14 protein-coding genes are annotated in these 15,620 nt (G+C 65.3%); 9 read left to right on the top strand and 5 right to left on the bottom strand.

All coding sequences use genetic code 11. The features are described from left to right. Positions 1–20 precede the first annotated feature (20 nt). The 5 genes from OSH10_RS07690 to OSH10_RS07670 form a co-directional block, all read right to left on the bottom strand. Entirely contained in the window at positions 21–875 is an 855-nt protein-coding gene (locus tag OSH10_RS07690) for a substrate-binding periplasmic protein (RefSeq protein ID WP_266331067.1), read from the bottom strand. A 39-nt stretch (positions 876–914) separates the two neighbouring features. Next, positions 915–1,703, bottom strand: coding sequence for an ectoine/hydroxyectoine ABC transporter ATP-binding protein EhuA (ehuA, locus tag OSH10_RS07685; protein WP_266331066.1), 789 nt, complete (start codon positions 1,701–1,703; stop codon positions 915–917). After that, on the bottom strand, positions 1,700–2,428 hold the full coding sequence (locus OSH10_RS07680; RefSeq protein ID WP_266331065.1) for an amino acid ABC transporter permease: 729 nt from the start codon (positions 2,426–2,428) through the stop codon (positions 1,700–1,702). The genes ehuA and OSH10_RS07680 overlap by 4 nt, the downstream gene beginning before the upstream one ends. Before the next feature lie 298 nt (positions 2,429–2,726). Then, positions 2,727–3,614, bottom strand: coding sequence for an aldose 1-epimerase (locus OSH10_RS07675; RefSeq protein ID WP_266331064.1), 888 nt, complete (start codon positions 3,612–3,614; stop codon positions 2,727–2,729). Beyond that, positions 3,611–4,435 (bottom strand): IclR family transcriptional regulator, encoded by an 825-nt coding sequence (locus OSH10_RS07670; RefSeq protein ID WP_266331063.1) that lies wholly within the window; start codon positions 4,433–4,435, stop codon positions 3,611–3,613. Before OSH10_RS07670 ends, OSH10_RS07675 begins: the two co-directional genes overlap by 4 nt. A 328-nt stretch (positions 4,436–4,763) precedes the next feature. Here OSH10_RS07670 and OSH10_RS07665 point away from each other — a divergent pair, with 328 nt between their 5' ends. From OSH10_RS07665 to OSH10_RS07625, 9 genes are all read left to right on the top strand, one after another. After that, on the top strand, positions 4,764–6,494 hold the full coding sequence (locus OSH10_RS07665; protein ID WP_266331062.1) for an IlvD/Edd family dehydratase: 1,731 nt from the start codon (positions 4,764–4,766) through the stop codon (positions 6,492–6,494). A 7-nt stretch (positions 6,495–6,501) separates the two neighbouring features. Further along, a complete protein-coding gene (locus OSH10_RS07660; RefSeq protein WP_266331061.1) occupies positions 6,502–7,278 on the top strand; it encodes an SDR family NAD(P)-dependent oxidoreductase in 777 nt (258 codons plus the stop codon). Then, entirely contained in the window at positions 7,278–8,300 is a 1,023-nt protein-coding gene (gene araD1, locus OSH10_RS07655; RefSeq protein ID WP_266331060.1) for an AraD1 family protein, read from the top strand. The genes OSH10_RS07660 and araD1 overlap by 1 nt, the downstream gene beginning before the upstream one ends. Before the next feature lie 104 nt (positions 8,301–8,404). Further along, the gene (locus OSH10_RS07650; RefSeq protein ID WP_266331059.1) at positions 8,405–9,424 is read left to right on the top strand and encodes an ABC transporter substrate-binding protein; all 1,020 of its coding nucleotides are present in this window, start codon (positions 8,405–8,407) and stop codon (positions 9,422–9,424) included. A 103-nt stretch (positions 9,425–9,527) separates the two neighbouring features. After that, a complete protein-coding gene (locus OSH10_RS07645) occupies positions 9,528–10,628 on the top strand; it encodes an ABC transporter ATP-binding protein (RefSeq protein ID WP_266331058.1) in 1,101 nt (366 codons plus the stop codon). Further along, entirely contained in the window at positions 10,625–11,497 is an 873-nt protein-coding gene (locus tag OSH10_RS07640) for an ABC transporter permease (protein WP_266331057.1), read from the top strand. The genes OSH10_RS07645 and OSH10_RS07640 overlap by 4 nt, the downstream gene beginning before the upstream one ends. Beyond that, a complete protein-coding gene (locus OSH10_RS07635; RefSeq protein WP_266331147.1) occupies positions 11,497–12,306 on the top strand; it encodes an ABC transporter permease in 810 nt (269 codons plus the stop codon). The genes OSH10_RS07640 and OSH10_RS07635 overlap by 1 nt, the downstream gene beginning before the upstream one ends. A gap of 736 nt (positions 12,307–13,042) precedes the next feature. Next, entirely contained in the window at positions 13,043–14,584 is a 1,542-nt protein-coding gene (locus OSH10_RS07630) for an ABC transporter substrate-binding protein (RefSeq protein WP_266331056.1), read from the top strand. Between the two features lie 86 nt (positions 14,585–14,670). Then, positions 14,671–15,618, top strand: coding sequence for an ABC transporter permease (locus OSH10_RS07625; protein WP_266331055.1), 948 nt, complete (start codon positions 14,671–14,673; stop codon positions 15,616–15,618). Positions 15,619–15,620: the final 2 nt, after the last annotated feature.

Raw genomic sequence — 15,620 nt, 5'->3', positions numbered from 1 at the left:
GGGGACCGGCGAGGAAGGGATTACTTGTCGACCGGGAAGAACCAGAGATTGCGGTCGGTGTAGCCGAATTCCTTGATGATGGCGGACATGGTGCCATCGGCGCGGATTTCGGCCAGCGCGCGCGAGATGGCGCTGTTCAGGTCGACGTCCTCCTTGCGCAGCGCGTAGCGGGCATAGCCATATTCCTCGGGAAGCGGCTTGTAGTCGGAAACCAGCTCCATGGCGGCATCCGGGTGCTTCTTCAGGAACTGGCCGACCTTGATGTCGTCTTCCATGCCGACGTCGAGACGACCGGCGATGATGTCGGAGAACTCGGCCTCGTTGCTCGTGTAGAGCTTAAGCTCCTTCAGGTCGGTGCGCTTCTCGAGCAGGCCGTGATTGACCGAGCCGCGCAGCGTCCCCACGGTCTTGCCGGCGAAGTCGTCCCAGCTATGGATGTTGAGCGGGTTGCCCTTGGCGACCGTGACGCCCGAACCATACCAGTAGGACGGGCCGGTGAAGGCCAGCACCTTCAGGCGCTTCTCGTTTTCATGCAGATTGTCGACGATCACATCGCCACGCTTGGAAAGCAGCGTCGGCACCATCGCGTCGAAGGGGATGAGCTGCCAGGTCACCTTCTCGATGCCGAGACGCTTGGTGATCTCGCGGAAGATGCGGACGTCGGTGCCGTCATATTCCTTGGTCTTCTCGTCCTGGAAGGTGTTCGGCGGATCGGCAGCGATCAGCAGCGTGATGCCTTCGTCGCGGGCGCGCTTGTAGGAGCCGTCGCCGCCGTCATAGGTGGCGTTGCCGACGCCGATGTCGCCGGCCCAGGCGACCGATGCCGACATCACGCCGGCCACGACCGAAGCAAGAACAAAACTGGTCAGTTTCACTGGATAGTCCCCTCGTTGTTTTTGTTGAAGGCAAACGCTTTATTGACTGGCCGCGGCGCCCATTTCCCGGTTGCGCTCAAGGACAGATCGCAGGAAGTCCCGCGTCCGCTCCTGCTGCGGCGCGGAGAAAAGCTCGTGCGGCTTGCCGCTCTCTACGATCTTGCCGTCGGCCATGAACACGACGCGGTCGGACACGTCGCGGGCAAAGCCCATCTCATGCGTGACGACGACCATGGTCATGCCCTCGTCGGCGAGCGCCCGCATGACGCGCAGCACCTCGCCGACCAGTTCGGGATCGAGCGCGGAGGTAACCTCGTCGAACAGGATCGCCTTCGGCCGCATGGCCAGGGCGCGTGCAATCGCCACGCGCTGCTGCTGGCCGCCGGAAAGCTCGTGCGGGTAGGCCTGCGCCTTCATGGCGAGGCCGACCTTCTCCAGGAGGCCGAGCGCGATATCCGTCGCCTCGCCGCGCGACCGGCCGAGAACATGGATCGGCGCGACGGTGATGTTCTCCGTCACGGTCAGGTGCGGGAACAGGTTGAAGGACTGGAACACCATGCCGACCTTGGCGCGGATCGCCTCGACCTGCTTCTCGCTGTCGATGACGAGCTTGCCGTCCTTCTCGTAGCGATAGACGGGCTGGCCATCGATGGTGATCGTGCCGCTGCCGATCTCTTCCATGTTGTTGATGCAGCGAAGCATCGTCGACTTACCCGAGCCGGACGGGCCGATGACGCAGACGACTTCCGCCTTGTCGACGGTGAGCGAGACGTCCTTCAGCACGTGATGGGCGCCGAAATGCTTGTTGATGCGTTCGAGGCGGATCATGGCTTGGTGGTCCCTTCGACGGCGTCGGCAGCGATCGGCACGACCGGGCGGCGTGCGCCGATCGCCATGCGCTTCTCCAGGTAGCGGACGAACAGCGCCGCCGGATAGGAGAAGAACAGGTAGATGGCGCCGATGATCGTGAAGACGGTGAAGTACTGGAAATTCGTCGACGAGATGATCTGGCCGGTGAAGATCAGTTCCCGCACCGTTACGATGGAGACCAGCGACGTATCCTTGAACAGCGAGATGCAATAGTTGCCGAGCGGCGGAACGACGACGCGGATCGCCTGCGGCAGGATGATCAGGCGCAGCATCTTGCGGCGCGACATGCCGAGCGCCTTGGCGGCTTCGACCTGGCCGTGCGGGATGGCGACGATGCCGGCGCGATACACCTCGGCGAGATAGGCCGAGTAGTTGATCGACAGGCCGATGACACCGGCCATGAAAGGATCAAAGCGAATGCCGAAGGCCGGCAGTACGAAGTAGATATAGAAAAGCTGCAGCAGGCAGGGCGTGCCGCGCACGACCTCGATGTAGAACGAAGCCATGATGCGCAGAATTCGCGAACGCCCGATCTTCGCCAGCGCCAGCAACAGCCCCAGAGGCAGGGCGATAAGCATGACGCAGAAGGTAAGCTGCAGGCTGATGGCGGCGCCGCGCATCAGATCCGGGAAATAATCCCCGATCCCTTCGAAATTGAACAGGTTGATGAATGTCGTCAGCACAGGACGCCTTCCGTATCAGTCATAGATGCACGGTCGTTTTTTCAGGCGAACCAGCTTCGACAAGGCCCCCGGGAACCCGTGTCGAGCTTATCCGCTTTGTTCGGTTATGCAGAACAGCGTTCTGTAATCAAATGCTATGTTTGCTCAAGCCGAATGTCAACGCACGTTTTCCCGTGCGGAAGGCCTTTGGACATTCGTTTTCGACTCGATCTATTCTCGGCCTACTGCCCGCAAATCAGTCAAAACGCTTTGAAATGAAGCATTCGCGCGAAATTGGTCGCCCAAGTTCCGTTCTGGATCAGGACAGCGCGAAGGGCCTCAGCGTTATCGACGCGATCAGCGCCGTGCCTGGCGGCAGCACCGTCATTCCCGTGTCGTTTCGCTCGGCGACGAGGTTGAACGCATCGGTGCAGTGGCTGACCGGCTCGGCGCAGAAATGGCCGGCGCCGGGCGGGGTGTAGACCACGAGATGGCGCAGCGGCGCGTCGGCTGACATGCTCAATCCCGCGCCATGCTCCGGCCAGCGGATCGTCGCTTCGCCGTCCCAGCCGGCAAAGGCGGTGTCGAGCGCGGTGCTCGCGACCGCCAGTCGCGGCTTGCTTCCCCAGAGTTTGATGGCAGGGCCGAGACGCGTCGGCATCACCTCGTCGTCGACATGCCAGACCGATTCGACCCGCGCCTCGAGCGTCGTCTCCGGCGTCGCCGGGAAGAAGGGATGCAGGCCGAAGCCATAGGGCATCGGCTCCTCGCCGCGATTGAGCGCGGCAAGCTCGATGCGCAGCCGGTCGGGCAGCAGTTCGATGGTCTGCGTCACGCCGTAGGGAAACGGCCATTCGTCGCCGGCATGCTCATAGCCGAGCACGATGCGACCCGGCCCGCGCGCCGCGATCGCCCAAGGCCGTTGCCAGCCATGGCCATGCTCGACATGCGGGCCCGGCGTGTTGCGCGGCATGGCAATTTCGCGACCGCCAAAGGTGAAGCGCCCATGGCGCAGGCGATTGGAAAAGGGCGTGAGCGGAAAGCAGCCGGCTTCCTCGTCGCCGTCATAGGGCGACGACATCGGCCGGATCAGGTCGAGCCAGCGCCCGTCCGGGTGGCGCCACTGGCACGCGGCGATGCGTCCGCCCAGTTCCGGCAACAGCGAAAGACGAAACCGCTCCGTCTCCAGCCCGACCGGCGCCGTCACAGCCGCGCATCCGTCATCGGCCGTAGGGCCCAGGCCTCCTGGGCCGAGGGACCGCCCAGCGCGCGCGAGATGAGGTCGGCATGCCGGACCAGCGGCTCGGCAATCGAGGGGACCGATTCCAGCGGCAGCAACTGCTTCAGCGTGGTGACGCTGATGGCGCCGAGCGTCTGGCCGCCGCGGCCGAATACCGCCGCCGCGACGCAGATGATGCCCTCATGGTCTTCCTCGTCGTCGATCGCATAGTGGCGGCTGGCGATCCGGTCGAGATCGTCGCTGAGCGCCGCGATCGAGGTGAGCGATTTCGGCGTCCGGGCCGGATAGCCGACCCGCTCGAGCAGCTGCAGCGCATTGGCGCGCGGCATGGCGGCGAGCAGCACCTTGCCGACGCCGGAGCAATGCGGCTGCTCGCGCCGGCCCAGCGCCGCGTCGAAGCGGATCGCGCCCGGCGCATCGACGCGGCCGATCACCACCGCGAAGCCATCATCCATCATGGCAACGCGCGAGGTCATGCCGATTTCGTGGGTAAGATCGCGCAGCACGGGCAGCGCGATGTCGGCGAGGCCGGTATTGGCGACTGCGAGATCGCCCAGGCGCAGCAGCGACAGGCCGAGCCGGTAGCGCCGCGTCATGCCCTCGCCGATATCGGTAACGACGCCGCGCGCCCGCAGCGTCGCGAGGATGGCGTAGGCCGCCGGTTTCGACAGGCCGATGTCACGGGCCAGGTCCGTCAGCCGCGCGCCCGCTTGGCCGCTATCGGCGATCCGCTCCAGCAGGTCGAGCGCACGCCCGAGGCTCTGCACCCTGTATCGCTCATCGGTCATGGTCGGCTCGCCCCTGGTTGGATCGACGCGCAGCTAAGCAGCAACGCCGGCGACAATCGAGTCGCAATAAGAAACATTCTTCTTCAATACAAAACTTTGTGTCGTGACAAAAATCGTTTTGCCCTCTCCCGTCGGATCCGCCGTAAACCCGCAGCGCGCCGGGACTTCGCATCCGCCGGCGCTCGCCAGGAGCGGGCCCGCGGGCGATTTGTCGCCCGGCTCTGCCCCCAGGCCGTCGCGCCATCCTTGTTGACTCGGATCAGGAAAGGAATAGCATCCTGTAATACAAAATAGTGTTCTTCAATAAAAAACAATTCCCGAGGCACTCATGGCCGATGAGCCGCGCAAATATCGCTCCACCTCCTGGTTCGGCGGAGCGGGCAAGAACGCCTTCATGCATCGCAGCTGGATGAAGAATGAGGGGCATCCGCCGGATGTGTTCGACGGCCGGCCCGTGATCGGCATCTGCAATACCTGGTCGGAACTCACGCCCTGCAACGCCCACCTGCGGACGATCGCCGAGCATGTGAAGCGCGGTGTCTACGAGGCCGGCGGCTTCCCGCTCGAATTCCCGGTCATGTCGCTCGGCGAGAGCAACATGCGCCCGACCGCCATGCTGTTCCGCAACCTGGCCTCGATGGATGTCGAGGAATCGATCCGCTCCAATCCGATCGATGGCGTGATCCTGCTGGTCGGTTGCGACAAGACCACGCCGGCGCTGCTCATGGGCGCGGCCAGCTGCGACCTGCCGACCATCGCCGTCTCCGGCGGCCCGATGCTGAACGGCAATTTCCGCGGCAAGGCGATCGGTTCCGGCACCCATGTCTGGAAGTTCTATGAGGACGTGAAGGCCGGCCGCATGTCGGTCGACGACTTCCTCGCCGCCGAGCAGGGCCAGAGCCGTTCGGCCGGCAGCTGCATGACCATGGGCACCGCCTCGACGATGGCCTCGATGGTCGAGGCGCTCGGCATCGGCATGCCTGACAACGCGGCGATTCCCGCCGTCGATTCCCGCCGCGCCATCCTGGCGCAGGAATCCGGCCGCCGCATCGTGCAGCTGGTGCGCGACGACGTGAAGATGTCGAAGATCCTCGTGCGCGAGGCGTTCGAAAACGCCATCCGCGTCAATGGCGCCATCGGCGGCTCGACCAACGCGGTCATCCACCTGATCGCGGTCGCGCGCCGCCTCGGGCTGGATCTATCGCTCGACGACTGGGACAAGTTGGGCCGCGACGTGCCGACCATCGTCGATCTGATGCCGTCCGGCCGCTACCTGATGGAAGACTTCTATTATGCCGGCGGCCTGCGCGCCGTGATGCGCGTGCTCGACGAGCACGGCCTGCTGCATGGCAACGCGCCGAGCGTCGCCGGCCCGACCATCGGCGAGATCGTCGCCGATGCGCCCAATTATAATGGCGAGGTAATCCGCTCCTTCGAGGAGCCGCTGACGCCGCAGGGCGGCATCGCCGTCCTGCGCGGCAATCTCGCGCCCGGCGGCGCCGTCATCAAACCGTCGGCGGCGACCGAGGCGCTGATGCAGCATCGCGGCCGGGCCGTCGTGTTCGAGACCATCGAGCACTACTACAAGCGCATCGACGATCCCGATCTCGACATCGATGCCAGCTGCATCATGGTGCTGAAGAACTGCGGCCCCAAGGGCTATCCCGGCATGGCCGAGGTCGGCAACATGCCGCTCCCCGCCAAGCTGCTGCAGCAGGGCGTCACCGACATGGTGCGCATCTCCGACGCGCGCATGAGCGGCACCGCCTACGGCACCGTCGTGCTGCACACGGCGCCGGAAGCCGCCGCTGGCGGTCCGCTGGCGCTGGTTCGCGATGGCGACATGATCGAGCTCGATGTTGCCGGCCGGCGCCTGCATCTCGACGTCTCCGACGCCGAGCTGGAAGCCCGCCGCGCCGATTGGGTGCCGCCGACGCATGACGGCATCAACGGCTACCAGAAGCTCTTCGTCGATCACGTGCTGCAGGCCGACGAAGGCTGCGATTTCGACTTCCTGCTTGGCAAACGCGAAGCGGGCATCCCCCGCCATTCTCACTGAGGCGCTGATGGAACACGATTTTCCCTTCGCGGTATATCCGAGCCTGGACGGCCGCGTCGTCTTCATTACCGGCGGCGGCAGCGGCATCGGCGAAAGCCTGGTCCGGCATTTCTGCGCGCAGGGCGCGAACGTCACCTTCGTCGATCTGGCGGAGGAACCGTCGCGCGCTCTGGTCGAACGGATCAAAGCCGAGGGCCACCGCGCGCCGGACTTCATCCCCTGCGACCTGCGCGACATCGAAAAGCTGCAGGCCGCGATCCGGGCCACACAGGAAAAGCATGGCGCCATCCGCGTCCTGCTCAACAATGCCGGCAACGATGATCGCCATCGCACCGAGGACGTCACGGTCGCCTATTGGGACGACCGCATGGCGGTCAACCAGCGCCACCAGTTCTTCGCGGCGCAGGCCGTTCGGCCGATGATGCGGGACGCCGGCGGCGGCTCGATCATCAATTTCGGCTCGATCACCTGGATGGTCGGCGACGGCGACTGCCCGGCCTATGTGACGGCCAAGGCCGCCATCACCGGCCTGACCCGCGCGCTGGCGCGCGAATTCGGCCCCGAGCGCATCCGCGTCAACTGCATGATCCCGGGCTGGGTCATGACGGAACGCCAGGTGCGCCTCTGGCTCACGCCCGAGGGCGAGCGCCAGATCGCAGACCGCCAATGCCTGCAGGACCGGGTCCAGCCGTCCGACATCGCACGCATGGCGCTTTTTCTCGCTGCCGACGACAGCCGCATGTGCACGTCGCAGAATTTCATCGTGGACGGGGGTTGGGTTTGATGCACGGCGTAGAGACAGGCCGCACGCGGCTGGTTCAGTTCAAGACCGAGACGGGCGAGCGCAAGGTCGCCGTCGTCGGCGCCGATGGCGAGACGCTGCTGCCGATCCAGGGCTTTTCGACCGTGCACGAACTGGCCCTGCGCAGCATGGAGACCGGGACCGCGCTCGAAGCGCTGGTGGCCAGCCTGCCGCGCGATGCGGCGATCGACTATGACACGGTGCTGATCGCCGGCCGCGTGCTGCCGCCGCTCGACCATCCCGAGCCGGCCCGCTTCCTGATCACCGGCACCGGCCTCACGCATACGGGCAGCGCCACCGCGCGCAACCGCATGCACACGGACACGCATGGCCCGGATGCGATCGAGTCCGACTCGATGAAGATCTACCGGATGGGGCTCGACGGCGGCAAGCCGGCCGAGGGCGCGATCGGCATCCAGCCGGAATGGTTCTTCAAGGGCGTCGGCACCTGCGTCGTACCGACCGGCGCGCCGCTCGACCTGCCGGGCTTCGCGCTCGCCGGCGCCGAGGAAGCCGAGATCGCCGGCCTCTATATCGTCGACGAGGCGGGCCAGCCCCGTCGCATCGGCTTCACCCTCGGCAACGACTTCTCCGACCACATCACCGAGGGCAAGAACTACCTCTACCTCGCGCATTCGAAGCTGCGCGAATGCTCGCTCGGCCCGGAACTGCTGCTCGGCGAGCTGCCGCGGGAAGTCTCCGGCAACGTCCGCATCATCCGCGACGGCGACGTGGTGTGGGACGAGCCGTTCCTGTCCGGCGAAAGCCACATGTCGCATTCGATCGGCAATCTCGAGCACTACCACTTCCGCTATCCGATGTTCCGCCGGCCGGGCGACCTGCACGCCTACTTCTTCGGCGCGGATGCGATGAGCTACGCCTCGAACGTCAAGACCGAGGTGAATGACGAGTTCGAAATCGTGTCGCCGACCTTCGGCAAGCCGCTGCGCAACCGCATGGTGGCCGGCCCCGAGGAAACGCTGTTCACCGTCACCCCGCTCTGAGCGGAACGGACCTGAAAACAACAAAGCCTGAGAGAGCGCCAGCCGAGCCACGGTGAAGGCGCTCCTCCAACACCACCAGAACACTCATCCAGAGGAGAAGTGTCATGAAGAGTTTGAAAGCTGCGCTGGGAGCCGCCGCGCTTGCGGCCGGCCTTTGGGTTTCCGCCGCCTCGGCCGAGACGCTGCGAGTCCTTGCCTGGGAAGGCTATGCCGACCCGGACTGGGTCAAGGACTTCACCAAGGAGACCGGCATCGACGTCGATGTCGTCTTCGTCGGCAGCGATGACGAGATCTGGGCCAAGATCAAGGGCAGCGAAGGCAAGGACTTCGACGTCATGGCCGTCAACACGGCCCAGTTGCAGCGCTATATCGACGCCGACCTAGTCAAGCCCTGGGACCTGTCCAAGATCCCGAACCAGAAGCAGGTGCTGCCGCGCTTCCAGGATCTCTCCAAGATCACCGGCGTGACGCGCGACGGCAAGGCCTATGGCATCCCGTTCTGCTTCGATTCGATCGGCCTGATCTACGACACCGACAAGGTGAAGCCGGCGCCGACCTCGATGTCGGTGCTGTGGGACCCGCAATATGCCGGCAAGGTGCTGGCCTATGACAATGGCGAGCATAATTTCTCGTTCACCGCGCTCACCCTCGGCATCGCCAACCCGTTCCAGCTGTCGGCGGACCAGTTCACGGCGGTCAAGGCCAAGCTGCTCGAGCTGAAGCCGAACGTCCTGAGCTTCTACACAACGGCCGACGAAGCGCTGCAGATCTACCAGAACAATGACGTGGCGCTGATCTGGGCCAATTACGGCCAGCAGCAGCTGAAGGCGATGCAGAAGGCCGGCGCCCATGTCGCCTATATCGCGCCGACCGAGGGCTCGCTCTCCTGGCTCGACAACTGGGCGCTCACCAGCGGCGCCAAGGATCCCGACGCTGCCGCCAAGTGGGTCAACTTCCTGCTCGACAAGAAGATCGGCGCCCAGCTTTCCGAGCGCACCGGCTTCGGCAATACCGCCGCCGCCAGCTCGAACGCCAATGACAGCGACAAGCTGGTCTGGCTCGAAAGCGTCGAAGACCCGCTGAAGCGTTCGGATCTCTGGAACGAGATCAAGGCGTCGCAGTAAGCCCCGTCGTTCGACGGTCGGATGGAGCCACGGCTCCATCCCTCTCCTGTCTCAGCCCCTCCGCCTCGCGGACGGGCCCCTTTATCGATGGTTCGGGGTGGCAATGGCCGAAGCCGGTATCCTTCTGAAACTGCGGTCGGTTTCGAAAAGCTATGGCGCGACCGCCATCCTGCACTCGATCGACCTCGACGTGCGTGACGGCGAGTTCATCACCATCCTGGGGCCTTCCGGCTCCGGCAAGACGACGATCCTGCGCCTGATCGGCGGCTTCACGCAGCCCTCCGGCGGCCAGATCCTGCTCGACGGCAGCGACATCGCCGCGATGCCGATCAACCGCCGACCCTTCAACACCGTATTCCAGGACTATGCGCTGTTCCCGCACCTGACGGTGGAGGCGAATGTCGGCTATGGCCTGGCCGTGCGCGGCACGCCGCGCGCCGAGATAACCAAGCGCGTCGCCGACGCGCTCGAGCTGGTGCAGCTCGGCCCTCTCGGCAAGCGCTTCCCGGGCCAGCTTTCCGGCGGCCAGCGCCAGCGCGTGGCGCTCGCCCGCGCCATCATCTGCCGGCCGCGATTGATCCTGCTCGACGAGCCCCTGGCGGCGCTCGACGTCGAGCTGCGCCGTCACATGCAGACCTTCCTGAAGTCGATCCAGACCGAGATCCGCACCACCTTCCTGTTCGTCACGCACGACCAGGAAGAGGCGATCGCCATGGCCGACCGGATCTGCGTGATGAGCGCCGGCCGGATCGAGCAGATCGGCTCGCCGCACGAGGTCTATTACCGGCCGGGTACCGAGTTCGTCGCCAAGTTCTTCGGCGAGAACAATCTCGTCCCCGGCACGCTCGGCCCGGTCGAAGGCACGACGCGCGCCATCGACACGGCCGTCGGCCGCCTTGTCTGTTCGATCGACGGCCAGCCGAAAATCGCGGCCCTGCCGGCCGGCAGCCCCGCCTTGGCCGTGTTCCGGCCCGAAGCGGTCGGCATCGGCGACGCGGCAGAGGGCGAGAACCGGATCGCCGCCCGCATCGACCAGGTCGCCTTCGGCGGCGCCTCGACCATGGTCAACACGGCTGCCGTCCATCAGTCGCAGCAGATCCTGAAAGCCCGGCTGCAAAGCCGCCCGGATGGCACGTCCCTGTCCCAGGGCGAGACCATACCGCTGGTGGTCCCGGCCAGTGCCTGCCGCCTGGTGGCGGCATGAGCGACAGCGCTGCCCATGCCGGGCCGCACCGGCTGACGCCATGGCTCGCGACGCTCGCGGCCTACATCGTGCCGCTCGGCTTCGTGCTGGCGCCGATGGCGCTGTTCCTCGTCTATTCGTTCTTCAGCGTCGACCATGGCAGCATCGTCTTCTCGCCAACGATCTCCAATTACGTCCGCTTCTTCACCGATCCGGTGTTCCTGCCGATCTTCTGGCGTACCTGCCTTCTCTGCCTCGCGGTGGCGCTGCTCTGCGTGCTGTTCGCCTTTCCCGTCGCCTATTTCCTGACGACCCTGCGCGGACGCAGCCGCTACATGCTGCTGGTGCTGCTGCTCGTGCCGCTGCTGATGAGCTACGTCATCAAGATCTACGCCGTGCGCAGCATTCTCGGCGGTAATGGCATGCTGAACCGGGCGTTGCTCGCGACCGGCCTCATCGACAAGCCCTCCATGCTGTTCGTGTTCAACCTGAACGCCGTGCTGCTGACCTTGACCGTGCTGCTGATCCCCTTCGCCGTGCTGCCGATCTTCCTGTCGCTGGAGCGCATCCCGAAGGCGCTTCGCCATGCCTCGGCCGATCTCGGCGCCACCAACGCGCAGACCTTCTGGCGCGTCACCGTGCCGTTGAGCCTGCCCGGCACGCTTTCGGCGATGAGCTTCGTCTTCGTGCTGGCGATCGGCGACTTCCTGACGCCGCAAATGGTCGGCGGCCAGTCCGGCTTCACCTTCGGCCGCATCATCTACAGCCAGTTCGGCACCGCCTTTAACTGGCCCTTCGGCGCGGCGCTCTCCGTCATCCTCGCCGCCGTCGTGATCCTCGCCATCCGCCTGGGCGGGCGGCTCGAAAGCAAGCATGGAGGGGCCAAGTGATGCGGTTCGCCGACAGGGCAGCCCCGGCGCTGCTGATCACCCTCACCCTTTTCGTCTTCGTGCTGCTCTACGGCCCGCTGATGGTGCCGATCGTCTCGTCCTTCTTTACCGTCAGCCATGGCACCGTCGACTGGTCGCAGCCGACCACCTCGGCCTATGTCGCCCTGACCCAGAACGACAGCGTGCTGTCGGCGCTCTGGACGACGCTGATCGTCGGCGCCGGCGCGGTCGTGCTGTCGGTGGCGCTCGGCACGGGGCTGGCGCTCTACTACGCCTCGCCCAATGCGAAGGGCCGCAACTTCCTGCAGTTCATCATCTTCCTGCCCTTCCTGATGCCGCCGATCATCACCGGCCTGGCGTTGCTGATCTTCTTCCGCCAGGTTGAGTTCGAACGATCGCTGCTGACCATCATCATCGGTCATACCGTCTTCGTGCTGGCGCTGGTCTACCGCACCATCCTGACCCGGTTGCAATCGCTGAGCGGCAGTCTGGTCGAGGCGTCCTACGATCTTGGCGCCAGCAGCTGGCAGACGTTCCGGCTGGTGCTTCTGCCCAATCTCTCCAGCGCCATGGCCGGCGCGGCGATCCTCGCCTTCGCGCTCTCCTTCGACGAGACGATGATCACGCTGCTGGTGACCGGCACGCAGAGCACCCTGCCTGTCCGGCTCTGGGCGATGATGCGGCTCGGCTTCACGCCGGACATCAACGCTTTGGTGGCGCTCGTGCTGCTATTCACCACCGCGCTCTGCCTGATCGCCGTGCGCTACCTGATGCCGGCCTCCGCCGTGGCCGGCTCCGACGACAACTGAGGGCCTGCCGCCCGCCGCCTGTTATACGCGCGGGCGGGCACCGGCTCGCCTGCGCCGGCCAGGCCATTCCCGGCGCCCACTTCCCTCTGGCGGCGCCTGCCCCTATCCCCGGATTTTCCCCTTCATTCTTTCCGTGCCGGTTCGGTCATGCGGATGCCGGCGCTTGGTCGTCTCGACATTCCTCGCCCGTCGCGGGAAAACTATCGATATTCGCAGGCTTGCCGCCTCTGCCGTGCGCTGGAACGCGACAGCGGCATCGCTTCGCGCTGCCTGGCTACCCGCGTAAGCCGACCTCTTATTCCACATAATAGAACGATCTGGCCGAGGACTTTCTGCGCCCTCATTTGGCGCATCCAATCGTTCTGGATGATACTTGCATTCCCGCCGCGTCCTCGACAAACTGTTCCCCAGCCGAGATATTTACTGTTCTACATCATGGGACGACCATCGAGAGTTTGAAGACAACAATGCAGGGGGAGCGGCGCGGCGCGAAAGACACGCGCGAGCAACTCCTCCCCAGTCGCCGCGAGGCCGATTTCACCGGCGCGCCGCAAGGAGAGACACGGCCGAAGCGCGGCATCCGCCACCTCCGGCCGGCCAGGGACGTCGGGCGCCGCGTCGCGAGATGCGAAGGCCAGGCAAGCCGGGACAAGAGCAGACCGTGGCAAGTGACACATCAGATCACACCACGACGAGGCGTTTCAGCGTCCAACACTTCCAGAAGGGAACCGAGACCATGCGGGAAAAAATGCATCTGATCACCCAGCGCCTGGGCCTGCTGACGGCGGCAGCGGCCCTGTTTGCCGGCGCGCTTGGCGGCGCGGCGACGCTCGCCGAGGCAGCCTCGTCGCGCGCGGCGGAAAACAAGATGGTCCTCGTCGCCCGGCAGGACCCCGGCACGCTCGATTTCGTCAAGAGCAACCTGACGGCGATGCGGCTCTGGATTCCGGCCAATGTCGTGGAGCCGCTGGTCTATTTCAACAAGGACGGCAGCGTGTCGCCCGGCGTCGCCGAAAGCTGGACGATCAGCGACGACAAGAAGACCTACACCTTCAAGATCCGCGAGGCGAAGTTCTCGAACGGCGCGCCGGTGACGGCCGAGGACGTCATCTATTCGCTCAACACCATGAAGGCGAGCCCGGTGGTCGACTACGCCGCCGCCTATGAAGCCGTGACGGCGATCGACAAGGTCGACGACCGCACCGTCAAGGTGACTCTGTCGCGTCCGAGCCAGAACTTCTGGCAGGGCATGGGCGCCATTTCCGGCCTGATCCAGCCGGAAGCCTCGGCCGGCACCATCGCCACCAACCCGATCGGCACCGGCCCCTACAAGCTGGCGAGCTACACCACCAACAGCACCTTCGAATTCGAAGCCAACCCGACCTATTGGGGCGAGGCGCCGCCGGTCAAGAACGTCACCGTCCGCATCATCACCGACGGCACGGCCGGCCTCAACGCGCTCGAAGCCGGCGAAGTCGACGCGCTGCCGGTGATCACGATCGACCTGTGGGAGCAACTCTCCAAGCGCGAGCTCGACAAGAAATATTCGCTCGTCACCTACCCGCAGGTCGGCGAGCCGACCTATGCCGTGCTGAACCAGAAGCTCGACAAGGACCTGCGCGAGACCATCGCCAAGACGCTCGACCGCCAGTCCTACAACGACGCCTTCGGCGCCGCCTGGGGCGCGGAAAACACCTGCACCTTCGCGCTGCCGAACCAGGTCTGGTATTCGCCGGAAAGCCCCGAGACCTGCCCCTTCCCCTATGACATGGAAGGCGCGATGGCTACCATCGCCGAGAAGGGCTATGCGAGCACGCCGCTCGAATACGCTTCGCTCAGCGACGTGCCGGATCTGTCGCTGCCGGCCGACATCATGGTTCCGGCCATGCAGGCGGCCGGCTTCAACGTCACCCGCAACGCCATCGACCTGGCGCGCTATTCGCAGCTGATCTTCCAGGGCCGTCCGCCGCAGTTCGACGTGACGATCATGTCGGGCGACGCCAACCCGGTCCAGTTCGCCTGCCCGGATCCGTCCAAGGCCGGCTGGAGCACCTATTGCTCGCCCGAATACACCAAGGCGCTCGCCGATGCGGACGTCGCCCTGACGCAGGAAGACTATGTCGCGAAGATGAAGCAGGCGGCCGACATCCTGCGCAAGGATGCCGTCATCGTGCCGCTGATCGCCAAGAAGGGCGTAGGCCTGTTCAATCCCGACCTGAAGGGTTTTGAAGAGCCGCGTGTCAACGTCGCGATCGAGCTCAACAAGCTGCACTGGTAGTCGCTTCCCGCGATCGGACCGCCGCCAGCTCCTCGGGGCCGGCGGCGGTCGCACCCGCCTGCAAGGCCTCTTCCTGGGAAAGTTGAATGGCGATCTACATTCTGCGCAAACTGGCGTTCTTCCTGGGCGCGCTCTTCATCGCGTCGGTTGCGATCTTCCTGCTGATCCGGGGCGCCGGCGGCAACGTCGCCGCCGTGGTGCTCGGCAAGGGCGCCACGCCGGAAGCGATCAATGCGCTGGCGCATACCTATGGCCTCGACCGGCCGATGGCCGTCCAGTATTTCGACTGGATCGGCAACATGCTCTCCGGCGATCTCGGCCGCTCCTTCCGCACCAATGAAAGCGTCGCCGATCTCGTCACGGCACGGCTTTCCGTCTCGATCCCCCTCGCCTTTTCCGGCCTCGTCCTCGGTCTGCTGATCGCCATTCCTGTCGGCACCTATGCCGCCCGCAATGTCGGCACGCCATCCGGCGCCCTGCTCGCGCTGGTCAGCCAGATCGGCGTCGCCGTGCCGGTGTTCTGGGCCGGCATCCTGCTGTCGCTGCTGTTCGGCGTGCGTCTCGGCTGGCTGCCGACCGGCGGCTGGACGGATTGGTCGGTGAGCCCCTGGGGCGCGATCCGCTCGCTCGTGCTGCCCGTGCTGTCGCTCGGCCTGATCATGGCCGCCGTGCTGATCCGCTATGTCCGCTCCGCCGTGCTCGACGTGATGAACCAGGACTATCTGCGCACAGCGCGCGCCGTCGGCATGACGCGCACCGAAGCGCTGCTGAAGGTGGGGCTGCGCAACGCCGCCCTGCCGCTCGTCACCATTGTCGGCCTGCAGATCGCCGAGCTGATCGGCGGCACGGTGATCATCGAGACCGTGTTTTCGCTGCCCGGCCTCAGCCGCATGATGCTCGCCAATGTCGCCGCGCGCGAAGTCATCGTCGTGCAGTCGACCGTGATGCTGATCGTCGTCTTCGTCATCTCGATCAATCTGATCGTCGACCTGCTGTACGGCCTGCTCGACCCGCGCGTCCGTGCGACCCGGTGAAG

The sequence above is a fragment of the Kaistia defluvii genome (genome assembly GCF_026343955.1).
In the GTDB taxonomy this organism is placed as follows: domain Bacteria; phylum Pseudomonadota; class Alphaproteobacteria; order Rhizobiales; family Kaistiaceae; genus Kaistia; species Kaistia defluvii.
This window is presented reverse-complemented; position numbering and strand designations above follow the sequence as displayed.